Annotated in this window: 16 protein-coding genes; 12 read left to right on the plus strand and 4 right to left on the minus strand. The window is 44.5% G+C overall.

Annotated features, from left to right (window positions below):
- Positions 1 to 99: 99 nt before the first annotated feature.
- The 12 genes from ACWIZX_RS13620 (at position 100) to ACWIZX_RS13675 (ending at position 13355) form a co-directional block, all read left to right on the plus strand.
- Positions 100 to 1056: a sugar-binding transcriptional regulator gene (locus ACWIZX_RS13620; protein WP_448336157.1), complete on the plus strand. Its 957-nt coding sequence runs from the start codon at positions 100 to 102 to the stop codon at positions 1054 to 1056.
- A gap of 7 nt (positions 1057 to 1063) precedes the next feature.
- Positions 1064 to 1690, plus strand: coding sequence for an SIS domain-containing protein (locus ACWIZX_RS13625; RefSeq protein ID WP_448336158.1), 627 nt, complete (start codon positions 1064 to 1066; stop codon positions 1688 to 1690).
- A gap of 14 nt (positions 1691 to 1704) precedes the next feature.
- Positions 1705 to 2415, plus strand: a complete 711-nt coding sequence (locus ACWIZX_RS13630; RefSeq protein ID WP_448336159.1) for an alcohol dehydrogenase catalytic domain-containing protein — start codon at positions 1705 to 1707, stop codon at positions 2413 to 2415.
- Positions 2405 to 2764 carry a zinc-binding dehydrogenase gene (locus ACWIZX_RS13635; RefSeq protein ID WP_448336160.1) on the plus strand — a complete coding sequence of 120 codons (360 nt, stop codon included), beginning with the start codon at positions 2405 to 2407 and terminating at the stop codon, positions 2762 to 2764. The genes ACWIZX_RS13630 and ACWIZX_RS13635 overlap by 11 nt, the downstream gene beginning before the upstream one ends.
- Positions 2761 to 4116, plus strand: a complete 1356-nt coding sequence (locus ACWIZX_RS13640; protein ID WP_448336161.1) for an NAD(P)H-dependent oxidoreductase — start codon at positions 2761 to 2763, stop codon at positions 4114 to 4116. Before ACWIZX_RS13635 ends, ACWIZX_RS13640 begins: the two co-directional genes overlap by 4 nt.
- 17 nt (positions 4117 to 4133) lie before the next feature.
- Positions 4134 to 5543: an L-fucose/L-arabinose isomerase family protein gene (locus ACWIZX_RS13645; RefSeq protein WP_448336162.1), complete on the plus strand. Its 1410-nt coding sequence runs from the start codon at positions 4134 to 4136 to the stop codon at positions 5541 to 5543.
- A 6-nt stretch (positions 5544 to 5549) separates the two neighbouring features.
- Positions 5550 to 7073, plus strand: coding sequence for an FGGY-family carbohydrate kinase (locus tag ACWIZX_RS13650; RefSeq protein WP_448336163.1), 1524 nt, complete (start codon positions 5550 to 5552; stop codon positions 7071 to 7073).
- Positions 7070 to 8197, plus strand: a complete 1128-nt coding sequence (locus ACWIZX_RS13655) for a M24 family metallopeptidase (RefSeq protein ID WP_448336164.1) — start codon at positions 7070 to 7072, stop codon at positions 8195 to 8197. Before ACWIZX_RS13650 ends, ACWIZX_RS13655 begins: the two co-directional genes overlap by 4 nt.
- 294 nt (positions 8198 to 8491) lie before the next feature.
- Entirely contained in the window at positions 8492 to 9610 is a 1119-nt protein-coding gene (locus tag ACWIZX_RS13660; RefSeq protein ID WP_448336165.1) for a sugar ABC transporter substrate-binding protein, read from the plus strand.
- 103 nt (positions 9611 to 9713) lie between these two features.
- Complete coding sequence (locus ACWIZX_RS13665; protein WP_448336166.1) at positions 9714 to 10790, plus strand: ABC transporter permease; 1077 nt, start codon at positions 9714 to 9716, stop codon at positions 10788 to 10790.
- Between the two features lie 23 nt (positions 10791 to 10813).
- Complete coding sequence (locus ACWIZX_RS13670; RefSeq protein ID WP_448336167.1) at positions 10814 to 12358, plus strand: sugar ABC transporter ATP-binding protein; 1545 nt, start codon at positions 10814 to 10816, stop codon at positions 12356 to 12358.
- Entirely contained in the window at positions 12324 to 13355 is a 1032-nt protein-coding gene (locus tag ACWIZX_RS13675) for an ABC transporter permease (RefSeq protein WP_448336168.1), read from the plus strand. The genes ACWIZX_RS13670 and ACWIZX_RS13675 overlap by 35 nt, the downstream gene beginning before the upstream one ends.
- A gap of 88 nt (positions 13356 to 13443) precedes the next feature.
- Here the strand turns inward: ACWIZX_RS13675 and ACWIZX_RS13680 are convergent, their stop codons facing one another.
- The 4 genes from ACWIZX_RS13680 to ACWIZX_RS13695 all read right to left on the minus strand — a co-directional run.
- Positions 13444 to 14199 carry an SDR family oxidoreductase gene (locus ACWIZX_RS13680; protein WP_448336169.1) on the minus strand — a complete coding sequence of 252 codons (756 nt, stop codon included), beginning with the start codon at positions 14197 to 14199 and terminating at the stop codon, positions 13444 to 13446.
- 3 nt (positions 14200 to 14202) lie between these two features.
- Entirely contained in the window at positions 14203 to 15165 is a 963-nt protein-coding gene (locus ACWIZX_RS13685; protein WP_448336170.1) for a sugar-binding transcriptional regulator, read from the minus strand.
- 12 nt (positions 15166 to 15177) lie between these two features.
- Positions 15178 to 16170, minus strand: coding sequence for an ROK family protein (locus ACWIZX_RS13690; protein WP_448336171.1), 993 nt, complete (start codon positions 16168 to 16170; stop codon positions 15178 to 15180).
- Between the two features lie 25 nt (positions 16171 to 16195).
- Positions 16196 to 16754 (minus strand): glucose-6-phosphate isomerase family protein (locus ACWIZX_RS13695; protein WP_448336172.1); only part of this gene is annotated, 559 nt, incomplete at its 5' end.

Consider the following 16754-nt stretch of genomic DNA (forward strand, 5'->3'; position numbering starts at 1 on the left):
CAGCAATGTGGGGCACTTGACTTTTTTGTCAAATAAGTTATAATATTTTTGAAAGTGAAAATTATCTCATTTATGTAAATATTTTCACAATAAAATCCCATGCCAAGACCAAAACAAGAAGAAGACCTCCGTTTGCTTGCCAAAATCTCCAAGATGTACTACGAGGAGAATTTGACTCAAGATGAAATCATGGAGCGTTTGCAATTATCTCGCTCAAAGGTTTCCAGACTGCTCAATCGCGCGCATGAAAGAGGAATTGTAAAAATTACCATTGTTCCACCTCCGGGTCTCTTTTCTGAGCTTGAATCAGAATTAGAACGTCAATATCATCTTAAAGAGGCAGTGGTGGTAGAAGTTGAGGAATCAGCTTCACAGGCTACAGTTGCTCGTGAAATTGGAAATGCGGCAGCAGGTTATTTTTTGCGAACACTCCAGGATAATGATGTAATCGGTATTTCTTGGGGAACAACACTCGGAGAGATGGTGGCAGCGCTTCAGCCTCGTTCTGCTCCAGGTGCTCATATCATTCAGTTGATTGGTGGGCTTGGGCCTCCGGAATCAGAGATTCATGCCACTGATCTCTGTAGACGATTGGCGCAACTTCTTCGGTGTAAGTTGACACTTTTACCTGCGCCAGGGATTGTTGATCGTTCGGAAGTAAAAAATATGTTTCTTTCTGATAGTCATGTCAATCATGCCTTCAGCTTGTTTTCATCAATCAATGTAGCTTATGTGGGTATTGGTTCTCCTGCACCGGATTCTGTGATCATGCGCGATGGTTCGATTCTTTCATGGGAAGAGATGAACTCACTCCTGAAAAAAGGAGCGGTAGGCGACATCGCATTGAGATTTTTTGATGATATGGGTCATCCAATAAAAAATGAGATAGATGAACGTGTGATTGGAATAAGTCTAGAAGAACTTCGCCGTATCAAACGAGTCGTGGGTGTCGCGGGCGGTCCTCAAAAAGTAAATGTCATTCGAGGCGCCTTGCGTGGAGGGTTGATCAACGTGCTGATTACAGATCAAATGACAGCTCAGCAATTATTGAGGTAATCCTGGAATGTCAAATGCTGAAACCATTTCTCCGGAGTTAATCATTTCAATAGCTCAGCAAGTAATCCAAAAAGAGGCTGATGCTGTTCGCAGCATCAGTCAGCAATTTGACGAATGTTTTTCAGCAGCGGTAAAAGCAATTCTCGCCTGCGAGGGTCATGTTTTAGTCGCAGGGGCTGGCACTTCCCATTCTGTGGCTTACCGGTTGGCACACCTCCTTTCGTGTTGTGGAACACTGGCGCTTTTTATTCACCCCGGCGATGCACAACATGGTGGAGGTGGCGCTATAACGGCTCGGGATGTTGTATTACTCATATCTAAAGGGGGTGAAACCGAGGAAATCAATCAATTGGCTCAAATTGCTCATCGGCGTGGTGCAAAAGTAATAGGACTGACCGAAAAGCCACAATCTACCTTTGGCCAATTGTGTGACATTGTCGTTCGCGTATGTGCTCCTTCTGATGTTGACCCTTTTGGAATGATTGCAACGGGTAGTTCATTGGTAAATTCTGCATGGGGAGATGCGTTATGTGTTGTGCTGTTGCAATTGCGCGGTTATACAAAAGAGGACTTTGGTAAAACTCATCCGGGTGGAGCGGTAGGAAAACATCTTGTAGAGGAAGGCATTTTATAAGTTTGAGAGGGTTTATGAAAGCAGCCTATCTTATAGATGTCATGAATTTCGAGATTCGACAAATTTCTGAACCGGTTTGTCCAAACGATGGAATTGTTCTTAAAGTCAAGTCATGTGGAGTTTGTGGTTCGGACTTGAGGCGTTGGCGTGAAGGTCCTCTTGATAAGAGCATTAATTTAATTCCCGGCCATGAAATTTCTGGTGAAATTGTTGAAGTTGGTAAAGACGTTGTCGGTTATGCAATCAATGAGCGTTTGGCTGTTGCACCCGATGTTCACTGTGGGAGATGCTATTACTGCGAACAGGGTCTTTATAACCTGTGTGACAATTTAAGGCTTGTTGGTATCACCCCGGGTTACGATGGTGGGTTTGCAGAATACATGGTGCTGAGTGGTGAAATTCTCCAAAACGGGATTGTTCATAAAGTTCCTTCCAACCTAACCTTTCCACAAGCATCTCTGGCTGAACCGGCCAGTTCTGTCTTGGCAGCTCATCATCAGGCTCAAACTTCTCTCGGTGATTCGGTTTTGATTATGGGCGGGGGGCCGATTGGGTGCCTTCATATGGTAATTGCAAAAGCCCGTGGTGCTCGTGTATTCCTTTCAGAACCTCATGAGGGCCGTCGTAAACGGGCACAAATTTTCCAGCCTGAGGATTGTGGTAAACCCTTCTCAAGAAGATATTGTTCAGTGGATAAAAGAAAAAACCGACGGGTTGGGCGTTGATATTGCCATTTGTGCCAATCCAATTGCGGAAACTCAGAAACAGGCTGTTGAGGCAGTTCGAAAAAGAGGACGGGTTGTTCTTTTTGGAGGTTTACCAAAAAATGATCCAATGACGACCCTCAATGCAAACTTGATTCACTATGGTGAGGTACAGGTGGTGGGTGCCTTCTCTTATCATCCCGTATTTCATCAAATGGCTTTAGATCTGATCGCTAGGGGAGTTATTCCAGCAGATAAGCTGATTACCCATGTCTTTACTCTTGATGAAATTAATGCAGCCTTCCAAACCGCAGCAAGAGGCGATGCTTTAAAAGTCATCATCAGCTTTGAAACAGGAGATATTTTATGATTGGACTTTACAAAGACCTTGAAGACCTGGGTGCTAGTGGGAAAAGCGTCCGAATCGGTTTGATTGGCGCAGGTCAAATGGGAACGGACGTTGTTGCTCAAACCACGATGATGAAGGGGGTCAAAGTGGTTATCAGTGCTGATATTGATATTAATCGAGCAAAGGAAGCATATCGAATTGGAAGGGTCTCGGATGAAGTGGTAGAAGTGTTTAATCCTGCCGAGGCCGATGCGGTTGTTCAGTCCGGAAAACGTGCAGTGACGAGTGATTATCGAATTGTCACAGATATGCAAAATGTGGATGTTGTTTTAGAGGCAACCGGTGTTCCGCAAGTTGGTGCGAGTGCAGCTCTTCGTGCTGCTCGCTGTGGTCATGATTTAGCAATGATGAATGTGGAAACCGATATTACGGTTGGTCCCATTTTGAACTGGTATGCACAGAAAAAAGGGGTGTTATATGCCTTAGCCGCTGGCGATGAACCAGCAGCCTGCAAAGAACTTTACGATTTTGCCAGAGCATTGGGTTTTACGATTGTGGCGGCAGGCAAGGGCAAGAATAATCCCTTGGACCGCTATGCCTCGCCTACTGATCCATCAATTGTGCAAGAGGCTAAAAGGCGCGGTTTGAGTCCCAATATGCTGGTCGAGTTTATTGACGGCAGTAAGACGATGATTGAAATGGCGGCAGTTTCAAATTCTACTGGCCTGATTCCTGATGTGCGTGGAATGCACGGGCCTCATGCTACCCGTGATACGCTCAATACAGTATTTACACTGAAGGAGGATGGTGGTGTACTAAACCGCATAGGCGTGGTGGATTATGGTGTCGGGCCAATTGCCCCAGGTGTATTCGTGATTGTGCGAACGGACCATCCACGCTTGCGGGAAGCAATGGTCCTGAGGGACATGGGTAACGGACCGTATTATACCTTATTCCGTCCTTATCATTTATGCAGTATTGAGGTTCCTCTAACTTGCGCCTTATTAACTCTTCGACGGCAATCCAATATGATGCCCCAAAAAGTTCTGGTTTCAGAAGTCTTTGCAGTGGCAAAACGTGATCTGGCAGCTGGCGATGTGCTCGATGGGATTGGAGGTGTCAGTTATTACAGCTTAATTGATACTTACCAACGAGCAAGAGCAGAATCTTTGCTGCCAATTGGTCTGGCAAAAGGCGCGCGTGTCGTGAGACCAATATCAAAAGATCATCCAATTACTTATCAGGACGTGGAAGTCAAACCGACGATGATCTATAAACTGCGTCAACTGCAAGACACATGGTTTGATGGAAAAATTTCAGACAACGAACTATTGCTGGCATTGGATCAACTTGCAAATCAGTATGGAGACTAGAAGTAAAGGAGGTAACAATGGCTCAGGCAACTCTTGCAGTCATACTAGGCAACCGTGATTTCTTTCCGGATCGTCTTATTACTGAAGCTCGTCAAGACATTCTGGAATTGTTTCAGCAACTTGATATCGAGCCAGTAATTTTAGACGAAAGCGAAACCAAGTATGGTTCAGTGGAAACCTATTCTCATGCCAAAGCATGTGCCGAATTATTCCGGAAAAATCGTGACCGTATAGACGGTATCTTGGTCACATTACCCAATTTTGGGGATGAAAAAGGGGTTGCAGATACCATCAAACTCTCTGGACTGGATGTCCCGATTTTGGTTCAGGCTTATCCTGATGATTTATCCCAGTTTACTGTAGAGCGGCGTCGAGATGCATTTTGTGGAAAGATCTCGGTTTGTAATAACTTGCGGCAATATGGTTTCCCCTTTTCTTTGACCACCCAGCATACAATTCATCCAAAGAAAGAATCATTTAGAAAAGATCTGCTCCGCTTTATAGGTGTATGCCGGGTCGTTAAAGGTTTGCGGAATGCCAGACTTGGGATGATTGGGGCGCGGCCGAATGCTTTCAACACCGTCCGTTTTAGTGAAAAACTGCTTCAGGCTTACGGAATCAGCGTTTCGACAATTGATCTTTCTGAGATTTTTGCTTCGGCGAATAAACTGAAGGACGATGATCCGAGTGTGAGTGCCAAACTGGAAGAAATTCGATCTTATGCCCGAACTGAATCCGTGCCAGCGCCATCCCTTGTTCGCATGGCTAAACTTGGCATTGCTATTTCCAATTGGATGGCTGAAAATGAACTTCAAGCAAGTGCCATTCAGTGTTGGAACTCTGTTCAGCGCAATTACGGCGTCAATGTTTGTACATTGATGAGTATGATGAGTGAAAAATTGATGCCAAGCGCTTGTGAAGCAGATATTGCAGGTGTACTTTCCATGTATGCCTTACAGCTGGCATCTGGAAAACCAAGTGCCCTGGTTGATTGGAATAACAATTATGGTGATGACCCAGACCGTTGCGTCTTCTTCCATTGTGGTAATTGGGCAAAGTCTTTCTTACCGGAAATTGAGGTTAAAACCGCCGAGATTTTGGGAACCATACTGGGTGAGCAAAACACATATGGGGCAGTAGCAGGGCGTGTTCCAGCGGGTCATGTAACTTTTAGCCGAATAACCACGGACGATCTAAATGGATTGATACGGGCTTATGTTGGTGAAGGGGAATTGACGGATGATCCCTTAGACACTTTTGGTAGTCGAGCTGTGGTGCATGTCCCTAACTTGCAAACCGTTCTCCAATACATCTGTAGAAATGGATTTGAGCATCATGTTGCCATGACGGGTTCACATGTTGCTGACATCGTTGCAGAAGCCTTTGAAAACTATTTTGGCTGGGATGTTTATCACCATCAGGGGTAATCTCGTATGTACTTAATTGGACTGGACATAGGTACTACCGGGTGTAAAGCCAGTTTATTCAGCGTAGATGGCAAAATAATTATGAAGGCATCGCGCGAGTATGGAATTTTAGTGCCACAACCCGGGTGGGCTGAACAGGATAGTGAAGAGGTTTGGGAACTGGCTCAATCATGCATTATGGAGGTTGTGAACAGGTCCAAGGCTTATGGGGAAGTTCTGGCGATTGGGCTTTCGGTACAGGGAGAGGCAGTGATTCCCATAGATCAGTATGGACAAGCTCTTCGTCCAGCCATACTGGGAATGGATACCCGAACGGGTGAGGAAAACCACTGGTTGGAAGACCGCTTCGGTCGTCGTGAACTTTTCTGCCGCACAGGCATGCCGATCCACACCATAAATACTCTGCCAAAACTTCTGTGGCTTAAAAACCATGAAAAAGACATATGGCGTGAAGCCCATCGGTTTGTTCTCTATGAGGACTATCTGATTAAAAAGATGACCGGTACCCCAGCAGTCAGCCATTGTCTGGCTTCCAGGACTCAACTATATGATCTCAAAAAAGGAGGTTGGTCAGAAGAAATTTTATCTGAAATTGAGCTGGATTCCTCCCGTCTTTCACCAATTTTCGATTCAGGGACTCCAATTGCATCTCTTAAGCCTGAATTGGCAGAGACGTGGGGGTTGAAAAATCGGCCGGTCATCGTTACCGGCGGGCACGATCAGGCGTGTGGAGCTTTGGGAGTGGGTTTGGTCAGGCCTGGAATTTCAATGGTTTCCACCGGCACAGCAGAGGTCATCGAAGTAGCCTTGCAAGAACCCGCATTAGGAGAATCTTTAGAGAAAGGAAATATATCTTGTTATGTACATCCCCTTAAGGGACTGTACCTGGCAATGACTCTCAACCATAGCGGTGGTTTGCTGCTTCGTTGGTATCGGGATACTTTTTGTCTCGATCAAAAAAAGGAAGCCGAAAGCCGTGGTGTGGATGCTTATGATTTGATTTTTGGTGATTTGCCCGAATCACCATCACCCCTCATCCTCTTACCGCATTTTGCAGGAAGCGGCACCCCATGGATGGATACAAACTCGAAAGGAGCCATTCTGGGTTTAACCTTCTCCACCACTCAAAAAGATTTTGCATTAGCCATTCTCGAAGGGTTAACTTATGAACTAAACCTGAATATAGAAGTCCTCCGATCGGGGGGCGTAAATATCAGTGAACTCAGGGCAATCGGTGGTGGTGCAAGGTCAAAGCGATGGTTACAACTTAAGGCTGATGTTACAGGGATTCCCGTTTTAGTTCCAAAAGTAACGGAGGCTGCTTCGTGGGGAGCAGCTTTGTTAGCCGGTAAAGGCAGCGGCATTTTTACAGATCTTGCTGGTGTTGCCGCGACTACTGTTCAGCTTACCGAACGTTACTCCCCAAATGCTCAACAACAAAAAGTTCATAGCTGCCGATACTCGATATATAAGGAACTTTACCCTCTCCTCATTTCACTAAATCGTCAATTGAGTTTTAAGGCATCATGAGCGAAGTGGTTTTTTCTCAAGATGATCCCAAAGTCAGAAAGGATGCCGCTCTCAAAAGAGAGAGAGTGCGGGATTTCCTTGTTCAACAAAACCTGGAAGGAGTGCTTATTTCCCGGCGGGATAATTTCGCCTGGGTTACCTCCGGTGGTGATAATCATGTTTTGAAAAATAGCGAAATCGGAGTGGGACACATTGCAATTACCCGCAATCGGCATTACTTGCTGGCCCACTCCATGGATGCTGCGCGTCTTTATCAAGAACAGGTGCCGGGTCAGGAATATGAATTGGTCAGTTTAAAGTGGTTTCAAGGAGACCCGCGTTGTGCTGCTGTTGACTTGGTTAATGGCAAATGGGCTGCTGATACGACGTTCAATGATGAAGTACCAAATGTCAACCAGGCATTGAGCATTCTGCATTATCCTCTGACAGAATTGGAAATGGAGCGCTGCAGGTGGCTTGGTGAACAAGTAGGAAGAATTCTATGCAAGGTTGCTCAAGAGATCCATCCCGGTCAAAGGGAGGATGAAGTTGCCAGTTATCTATGGATTGAATGTTTGAAACTGGGCATAGAGCTGGATGTGTTAATTGTGGGAAGCGATGAACGGATCTTTCATTATCGTCATCCGTTACCTACCTCCAAAAGAATTGAGCGGTATGTATTAATACATCCAGCCGCTCGACGTTGGGGATTGCATGCGAATGTCAGCAGGAGTGTATATTTTGGAACTCCTTCAAACGAGATAAAAAGGGCATATCGGGCAGCAGCACAGCTGCAGGCAGGTTTATTGGAGCGATTGACACCCGGTTTGGCCTTTTCGGAAATTTTCAACTGGCAGAAGCAGAAATATGCCGAATTGGGTTTTCCAGATGAATGGAAAAATCATTTTCAAGGAGGCCCAACCGGGTATGTTGTGGTAGATGCGCTTCGTCATACGACACCATCCACAGTTCAAGTAAACCAAGCTTTTGATTGGTTTATCACAATTACGGGTAGCAAGGTTGAAGAATTAACATTGCTTTCAAAAGATGGAGTTGAAATTCCTTCTTTTCAATCACCATGGCCATCATATCAACCTAATCAGAATGGGAATGGATTAGGTGTGCCCGATCTATGGGTATTGTAAAGAGATGCTAGAATATGTTATTGACATATGTCAATTTATCGTCTATAATCAAAATATATTCACAGTCTGGAAGGGGGATGAAGTTTCAGACAAATTCACTGATTGTGTCTTTTATTTCTAGGGTTCGAAGTGCCAGATTACTAAATCTGGCTTTTAAGCGAGATGGTCGGTGTTGGTGATCGAAAGGAGGTGACTGTCCTAAGCCTTTGAATGGTACTTACCATCAATTCCCCCTCATTTGAAAGTGTTTGTATTCACCTGGTTAAATTTTTTTCCAAAAAGGAGAAGAAGGTCATGAAAAGGGTTATTCCTGTATTCTCAATGCTAGTCGTGTTGACAATGATCATCGCGGCTTGTGCTCCTGCTGCCACACAACCTCCCTCTGAACCCCAGGTTGAAATCAGGGAGAAAACGGTTGTTGTCGAAAAAACAGTCGTGGTTAAGGAGGAAGCAGAAAAGAAGATCACAATAGGTTATGGCGCTCCTGAATTATCGGGCGGCCAGGGTGTGATCATGAATGGTATGGTTACAGGTGCTCAGCAAAAGAATTGGGCAGTGGTAACCACCAATGCAAATTTTGATGCATCCGCTCAAGCGAATCAGATTGATTACTTCATTTCGCTCGGTGTGGATGCCATTGTTGTAGTGCCTGTTGATAGTCAGGCAATCTGCTCCTCGGTACGCAAAGCCAAAGGAGTTGGGATTCCTTTCTTCACCATTGATCGTGCTCCAATTGGTTGTGAAATTGACATGACAGTCCAGTCTGACAACTACCTGGCAGGTAAACAAGCTGGCGAGGCAATGGTCAAATTACTAACCGAAAAATATGGTGAACCCAAAGGCCTTGTTTTGGAGCTTCAGGGAGATTTGGGTCAAAATGTTGCCCAATTGCGCGGCGCGGGTTTCAATGATGTCCTCAAGAATTATCCCAATATTAAGATCATTGCCAAACCCACTGAATGGAAGGCTGAGAAATTCTCACAAGCCACTTTGGATGTAGTTTCTACCGAACCCATTGATGGGATTTACATGCACTCGGATTGTGTGGGTGTCAAAGTTGTCCTCTCAGCCCTCGAGCAATTGGGTAAGAAATTCAAAGCGGGTGAAGAAGGACATATTTTCCTCACAGGAGTCGATGCTTGCCCGGATATGCTTCAAGCCATTCGTGATGGCTATGCTGATCAGGCATCCAGCCAACCCTTGCCCGACTTTGGAGTCGTCATTGCCGATTATATTGAGAAGACTCTGAAGGGGGAAGCCATCACGGAAGGGCAAGTGATCAAGGAAGGTGCGCTGTGGTCGCCTGCCAATATTGTGAAATCTGAAACTGGATTTATGATGAATCTGGCAACCACCAGTGTGTCCAAGGAGAATGCAGCGGACCCCGCTTTATGGGGAAATCAAGCCAAGTAGACCTTGAATTTGGCTGTGCTATGGGCGGCAGCTATTGCCGCCCATAGCAACACCCCTTTATTAATAATTTTCTGCAATCTGGTTTCGATTGAAAGGTTACCCAATGAATAAAGAGAAGATCAATAGTTTATTCCTCTTATTAGTGGATAACTTGGTTTGGGTTTTTGTGATTATTTCTCTAATTGTCTTCTCATTAATCTCTGAGAACTTTTTTACACCCTTTAATTTGGTCAATATTTTATCTCGAGTTGCGCCTCTGGCTTTACTCGTAATTGGTCAGTCTTTTACATTAATCACTGCTAATTTTGATCTTTCTTCTGAGTCCACCATGGGTTTTACGGCAATGGTAGCGGCTCTTCTATTAGCCAGTCAGGTGAACGGTGGTTTCGGAGTAGAACTTAATCCCTTCTTGGGAATGTTGATTATGTTGTTGGTAGGGGTCTTGATTGGCGCTCTCAATGGCGTCTTCATTACCAGGTTAGGAATGAATAATTTTATTATGACGGTTGCGATGCTGATGATTTTAAGGGGGGCCACCTATGCTATCTCCCCCGGAAAAAGTGTCAATTTTCTTCCAGAGGAGTTCAACTGGTTAGGGGGTGGTTCGCTGTTTCGAATACCTTTAGAAAATGGTAAATTCGTGGCTGTTCCTGTTGCCATGTTTTTTGTCATACTGGCTTTCTTGGTTGCACATATTATTACAAAATACACGCGATTCGGGCGAGATATGTATGCCGTTGGATCTAACCGCCAAGCAGCTGAAGCGGCCGGAATTGATTCAAAAAGGGTGATCTTACTGGTTTACATGGTGAGTGGTTTATGTGCTGCTTTGGCAGGGTTATTGGATGCAGGCCGTATGGATAGTGCTACTCCTCGAACTGGAGCCGGATTGATTTTCCCCGTCCAAGCTGCGGCTGTTATTGGTGGTATTAGCCTATTTGGAGGACGAGGCAATCTAATTGGTGCTTTTGGAGGGGTTTTGTTGTGGGGTATCCTGGACACTGGTTTGAATATTGCCAGGGTTTCACCCTTCTGGATCGAAGTAAGTCGAGGTGCTCTTCTACTCTTTGCAATGTTTATTGATGCCTTGAAGGTGCGTTATCTTCATCGGGTAGCATTGAAAAAAGTTCTGGCTACTTCCACCGTTGGATTGAAAGACCCACTTCACCAAGTGGATTAAACCCTATGGATAAGAGGTTGTTCATGGAAAGCACATTAGAAAATGTAATTTTGGAGATGAAAGGTATTTCAAAAGCTTTCCCCGGTGTTCAAGCACTGAGCAATGTGGATTTAACGGTTTTTGCGGGTGAAATTCACGGCTTGGTTGGAAAAAATGGTGCAGGAAAATCTACTTTAATGGCGATCCTGATGGGTTTGCAACCAATGGATAGCGGCACTTTAAGAATTGGAGGCCGCCAAATAATTAATGTGACCCCACGCGAAGCCCTTGAAGCGGGGATTGCCTTTGTTCCCCAGCAAGTGCGAATGATGGATAGCTTAACGGTTGCTGAAAATATTCTGGCTGGAAATTTACCAGTGAATCGGTTTGGATTGGTAGATTGGGAGATGGCTTTCAAAGATGCAGAAGAACGTCTACATCGTTTGGGACTGGAGATGGATGTTCGCCAACGGGTTGAAGGTTTAGGTGTCGTTGAACAGACGATGCTAGCGATTGCAAAGGCTCTTTTCGGTAATTCACATTTAATTATTTTGGATGAGCCAACCGCTGCCCTTGCACGTGCCGATATTGAACGACTTTTTGGGTTCATTCGCTCTCTCAAGAAGACAGGTGTTGCATTTATTTATATCTCTCATCACCTGGAAGAAGTTTTTGAGATTTGCGATAGAGTCACTGTATTACGAAATGGCGAGCGAGTAGGCACCTACGCCGTAAAGGAATTGGATATTCCTCACTTGATTCGATTAATGGTGGGTGAAGACATACGTGAATATGAGAGGAAATCAACCTGTCAGGAAGAAGTGGTTTTAGAAGTAAGGAATCTTACCCGACGAGGATTTTATGAAGATGTCTGCTTCAAGGTGCGAAAAGGTGAAATTGTGGGTCTTTCTGGTCTTGCTGGCAGTGGAGCGCCGGCAATAGGCCGGGCATTATTTGGGCTTGAGCGGCGAGGTATTGGAGATGTTTTTGTCAACGGTAAACCTTTTAATGCGCGAAATCCTCGTGAAGCATTGGACAACGGATTAGCCTATTTGCCCCAGGATCGTTACCGGTTTGGTCTGGTTGGTATTCGACCGGTCAGAGAAAATGTTACCTACACAATTATTCACAAGCTCCTGGGTTTTCTTCGATTTATCAATTTTGTTGAGGAACGTTCGGTTGTGGAAAAATATATTGAAGAATTAGGCATAGTTTGTGATTCGATGGAAAAAAGAACAAATCTATTGAGTGGTGGAAATCAACAAAAAGTTGTGTTTGCTAAACTTGCCGCCACAAGGCCATCCGTGCTGATTTTACACGAACCCACTCAAGGAATTGATGTTCGAGCCAAATTAGACATTTATCGGATTGTGGATGAAATGGCTTCGCAAGGAATTGGGGTCTTGATCATATCATCCGAAGTTCGAGAATTGTTGGGGGTATGTGATCGTATCCTTGTTATGTATAAAGGACGAATAAACGCCGAGTTTTATGTTGGTGAGGAACAGGCAACCCCCGAAAATATACTTTTAGCAATAGAAGGAGGAAACATTCATGATCAGAAACAGGTGGTTACAATTCATTCTTGATCACTTGATTTGGTTCATACTAATACTGGTTGTAGCTTTCTTTACTCTCAGGATTGGTGGAAAGTTTCTTAGCAGTGTCACCTTAGTGAATGTTCTTCTTCACGCAAGTGTTTTAGGAATATTGACCATTGGGCAAACCATTTGTTTATTAAGTGGAAATTTTGACCTCTCTGCAGAAGGAATTGTATCTCTGTTAACGGTTTTGGCAGCCTGGTTGATGTTACCTTATAGGGAAATGACACTTGCTCAAGCTGGTGGGGTGGGGTGGGAGCTTTCACCTTATATTGTAATTCCCTTGATGTTGGTATTAGGCACCTTGATTGGTTGGATCAACGGTGTGTTAATTTCCCGTCTTAAGATGAATAACTTTATTGTTACTTTAGCGATGCAATTGTTCTTAAGGGGAATTGCTTATGTTATCAGTCTTGGGGCAATTATGCCGGGGACACCAAAGGACTTTAACTGGCTGGGAGGAGGCCGTATCGGTGTTGTCCCCATTTCGGTGATCGTAACAATCTTGCTTTTTCTGGCCTTTGAATTTTTTATCCGCTATGCGCGATTTGGACGAGAACTTTATGCGGTTGGCGCGAACCGGGATGCAGCCAGAGCTTCAGGGTTTAATCCTGAACGCACCGTCATTAAAGCATACATGATTGGCGGTTTGATGGCTGGTTTAGCCTCTTGGATGCTGTTAGGAAGACTAGAAGTATCAACCCCGACGCTCGGACAAGGGATGACTCTGGAAACTGTTGCTTCTGCAGTGATTGGAGGGGTAGCGTTATCGGGCGGGTCTGGAAGCATTATGGGTGCATTTTCAGGAGTATTGCTGCTTTCGGTGGTCGACACCGGGTTGAATATGATGGAGGTAGACCCGTTCTGGATTACAGGGATAAGAGGCTTAATTATTCTGATTGCCTTATTGATTGAGGCCCAAAAATCTCGAATACGATTAGGTGTGCCAGCAAGTTCCATCAAGATTTCAGGTGTCGGTTCCTGAAAATTTCGATTTCGGTTTCTCTTTTCTCCTTTGCATAGAATGGTGAATTTGCTTAGCAGTTCGCCATTCTAATGCATTAAGATGCAAGTCATAATCCTTCAAAGGGGGATTGTTTACCTTCAAAGGGGTTCTGAAAATTATAAATGGGTAAATCTGGGACGTGCACCTGGTCAGGAAGGCTCAACACCCAGCGGACCGCTTGAGCAATGACTCTGGGAGGAATCATTTTTTCGATTGTCTCTGGGGTCAAATTGGTTGGCATTTCTCTCCACCACGGCGTGTCTGTGGCAGCAGGTGAAATTAGATGGACATGAATATTAAATCGGCGAAGTTCTTCACTCATGGCGGCGGATAAACCTTCCAGACCCCATTTGGCTGCGCAGTAGGCTGTTCGGTTATCTTCGCCTATTTTTCCTGCCAGAGAACCAATATTGACAATTCGTCCTTCTCCTTTACTTTTCATGTAGGGAACAACCGCGCGAGCAAATAGAAAAGCAGCCTTCAGAGTTGTGTCAATAGTCTGATTCCAAAATTCCTCAGTGGTATTCTCAATACTGGCGGGGGGACCCCAGAAAGCGGAATTGACCAGAATATCTATCTGTCCAAACCGATCGATTGTTTTCTTAACAACATCTTCCACTGCGGAGTTTTGTCGAATATCCACTGAGTGCCAAACCGCAACGCCGCCTAGTTTTTGAATATTTGAAGCAACTTCAGAAAGCTTTTGAGTCGATCGTCCTACCAGAACGATTCTTCCGCCTGCTTCTGCTAATTCGAGCGCGATGCTGCATCCAATACCACCACTGGCTCCAGTGACAATTGAAACTTTATCTTTTAGGTTCATTATTTACTCCTTGTTTTCTAACAGACGAAGAGCGAGCGCATCATCCAAAAAAAGGTGAGTTATTACCCCAATCCGCAACGCGGCTGCTACAGCACGGCTTTTTTCGACACCACCGGCTGCGGCAATTACATTTTTGGTATTAAGCAATTGCTCCATACTGATACCTATCAGCCGGTCCTTAAATTCTTGGGTTAATATTTTCCCCTCACTATCGAAGTAGTGAGCAGTGATATTTCCAACCGCTTTTTGTCTGATTAATTCAGAAAGATTCTCCTGACCTATATAAACAATTTGGTCTTCGATTAAGGGAATTGGCCCAATTCCAACGCAAACGTGAGACAAATGATTCCACCGAGAGATTACTTCTTGAGTGGTAATGTCCGCCATCAATGCATCTCGTAAACTTTTTGAACCCACAATTAGAGGTACAAGGAGAAAATAAGGAGTTGCGCTGAAAGCTCTGGCGGCTTGTAATACAATTTGATTCAATTGGGTATAAGTGCCGGTTGAACTGCTTTCTCCTAATAAAGGAACAATATCAATATGACGAGGTTGGCTGGGGGCAAGAAGATTTACTACTTCCATTATTGTCCGTCCCCAGTCAAGACCTAGAATGTCACCGTCCTGAAGGACTCGGTCTAGGTATTGGGCTACCGCGTTTCCAAGCGCACGTCGAGTGAGAATGTTAGAAAGATGAGCGCTAGAGACCACTTCGACATGACGAAGGTGATACCGTTCTTGAAGTTGAAATGCCAGATTTTGAAAAACATTTTTTGGATCGCGGATAGTAATTTGTACAATACCTTGCTCGCGTGCTTTTTTTAGATAAAGTGCAATCAGTGACCGTGATACACCCAAACGGTCAGCGATTTCTTGTTGTGACAAATTCTCCTCATAGTAAAGGTGGGCAACTTCAACTAAAGTTGCCATTAAATCGGGGCGTTCGATTGCCTTTTCAATTTCCATCAGGAATATCCATTATGCTCCAATATCATCATTTATCAGGGCACTCCGAAGAAATACGTCAGCCGCGGCCCCGTAAAGTGCTGAATTTATAAAGCTTTCTTTGTATATTTTAAGATCTCTTTTTAATTCTTCTGACATTAGGAATTTTCTTATATAATGATCAACTCGTTCGACCAATTCAGGGCAGGCCTGAATCACTCCACCGCCCATGATAATCATTTCTAAATCAAGTGTGTTGACCACTCCGGAAAGATTGATTGCAATAAGACGCGCTACCTGTTCAATTATAGAAAGTGCAGCGGGATCTTTTTGATGGAACGCTTGAATTACAACATGAGTAGTTACACGCTCACCATTACTTAAGGTGGCCATGATGGGGCTATGTCCTGCATCCACTGCAGCCTGACCGGCGCGAGCAATGGCAGGACCAGCCACGAAGGTTTCAAAACAGCCTCTTTGACCGCAACCGCAGGGGAAACCGTCTTCGTCCCAAATGGTATGTCCAAATGGCCCTGCGAAACCATGATAACCATCATAGAGTTTTCCATCCAGAAAAAGATAACCCCCAAATCCTGTACCGACTGTGCACCATAAAAAGAAGCGGGAATTTTTCGCCACTCCCCAGAGCCGTTCCGCGATTATTGCAGCTCGAACATCGGTGCCAGCGAAAACGGGCAAATTGAATGCGTCTTTTACCATTGTACCAATCGGCACATATCGCCAATGAAGATTAGGAATTAATGTCGCTTCTCCATTTTCCTTATTCACGTTTCCACAAATGCTTAATCCTATACCGGCTAATAGTGGATAATATTTTTTAGCATTTTCCACAAAGGGCGTTATGGAATCAATGATGCTGTGGACATCTGCTACCTTTTTTTTATCAAAAGGTACGGGAATGATATGAATATCATCCTTTATATTACCATGTATATCAAAAACTCCAAAGGCAATTTTTGTCCCGCCAATGTCTACCCCAATACTGTGATAGATATTTGATGCCATTGGTCTTCCTCACTCTAAGTCTGGTTTATTTGTTCCGAAATTGTTCAACTAATTTTGGTTTACCGTCCACTGAAATTACTCGGTAAGTGAACCCTTTGGAGGCGACAATGTCGTAATCATGACCAGCACTTAAGTGGAATATTCCCATAAAAACTAACACATCATTACCCGTATTAACCACACGATGAGCCCACATGGGTGGAATATGTGTGACTACGCCGGCATTCCATTGAATGGCACGAAAGTCGCCCTCTAAGGTATCCAAAAGGAGGTAACCTTCTCCTTTCACACAATAATATACCTCGGCCTGATCTGGACGCTCATGTTTATGCCCTTTGGTCATGTGATATTCGTGCCCAATAATACCGGGGAAAATTTTTGTTACGGCTAATGCCATATCTGAATGGCTCGTAACAAATGGATAGTAGCGAATTTCGTAAATGAGGCGATCCTCTACTTCTAAAATCTTTTCAACGGCTTGATGGTCCTGGAACATCATTCTCAAGTCACTTAAATGACGAGGTGTGACTTGAGGACAGGGCTCAATCATTCCGCTTTCTGGTTGAAAATTCAGGCTTATTGGG

The sequence above is a fragment of the Bellilinea sp. genome (genome assembly GCF_053501535.1).

What these genes read in the sequence shown, in the direction of transcription:
- ACWIZX_RS13620 (WP_448336157.1), top strand. Translation starts at nt 100, where the DNA reads ATGCCAAGACCAAAACAAGAAGAAGACCTCCGTTTGCTTGCCAAAATC.
- ACWIZX_RS13625 (WP_448336158.1), top strand. Translation starts at nt 1,064, where the DNA reads ATGTCAAATGCTGAAACCATTTCTCCGGAGTTAATCATTTCAATAGCT.
- ACWIZX_RS13630 (WP_448336159.1), top strand. Translation starts at nt 1,705, where the DNA reads ATGAAAGCAGCCTATCTTATAGATGTCATGAATTTCGAGATTCGACAA.
- ACWIZX_RS13640 (WP_448336161.1), top strand. Translation starts at nt 2,761, where the DNA reads ATGATTGGACTTTACAAAGACCTTGAAGACCTGGGTGCTAGTGGGAAA.
- ACWIZX_RS13645 (WP_448336162.1), top strand. Translation starts at nt 4,134, where the DNA reads ATGGCTCAGGCAACTCTTGCAGTCATACTAGGCAACCGTGATTTCTTT.
- ACWIZX_RS13650 (WP_448336163.1), top strand. Translation starts at nt 5,550, where the DNA reads ATGTACTTAATTGGACTGGACATAGGTACTACCGGGTGTAAAGCCAGT.
- ACWIZX_RS13655 (WP_448336164.1), top strand. Translation starts at nt 7,070, where the DNA reads ATGAGCGAAGTGGTTTTTTCTCAAGATGATCCCAAAGTCAGAAAGGAT.
- ACWIZX_RS13660 (WP_448336165.1), top strand. Translation starts at nt 8,492, where the DNA reads ATGAAAAGGGTTATTCCTGTATTCTCAATGCTAGTCGTGTTGACAATG.
- ACWIZX_RS13665 (WP_448336166.1), top strand. Translation starts at nt 9,714, where the DNA reads ATGAATAAAGAGAAGATCAATAGTTTATTCCTCTTATTAGTGGATAAC.
- ACWIZX_RS13670 (WP_448336167.1), top strand. Translation starts at nt 10,814, where the DNA reads ATGGAAAGCACATTAGAAAATGTAATTTTGGAGATGAAAGGTATTTCA.
- ACWIZX_RS13675 (WP_448336168.1), top strand. Translation starts at nt 12,324, where the DNA reads ATGATCAGAAACAGGTGGTTACAATTCATTCTTGATCACTTGATTTGG.
- ACWIZX_RS13680 (WP_448336169.1), bottom strand. Translation starts at nt 14,199, where the DNA reads ATGAACCTAAAAGATAAAGTTTCAATTGTCACTGGAGCCAGTGGTGGT.
- ACWIZX_RS13685 (WP_448336170.1), bottom strand. Translation starts at nt 15,165, where the DNA reads ATGGAAATTGAAAAGGCAATCGAACGCCCCGATTTAATGGCAACTTTA.
- ACWIZX_RS13690 (WP_448336171.1), bottom strand. Translation starts at nt 16,170, where the DNA reads ATGGCATCAAATATCTATCACAGTATTGGGGTAGACATTGGCGGGACA.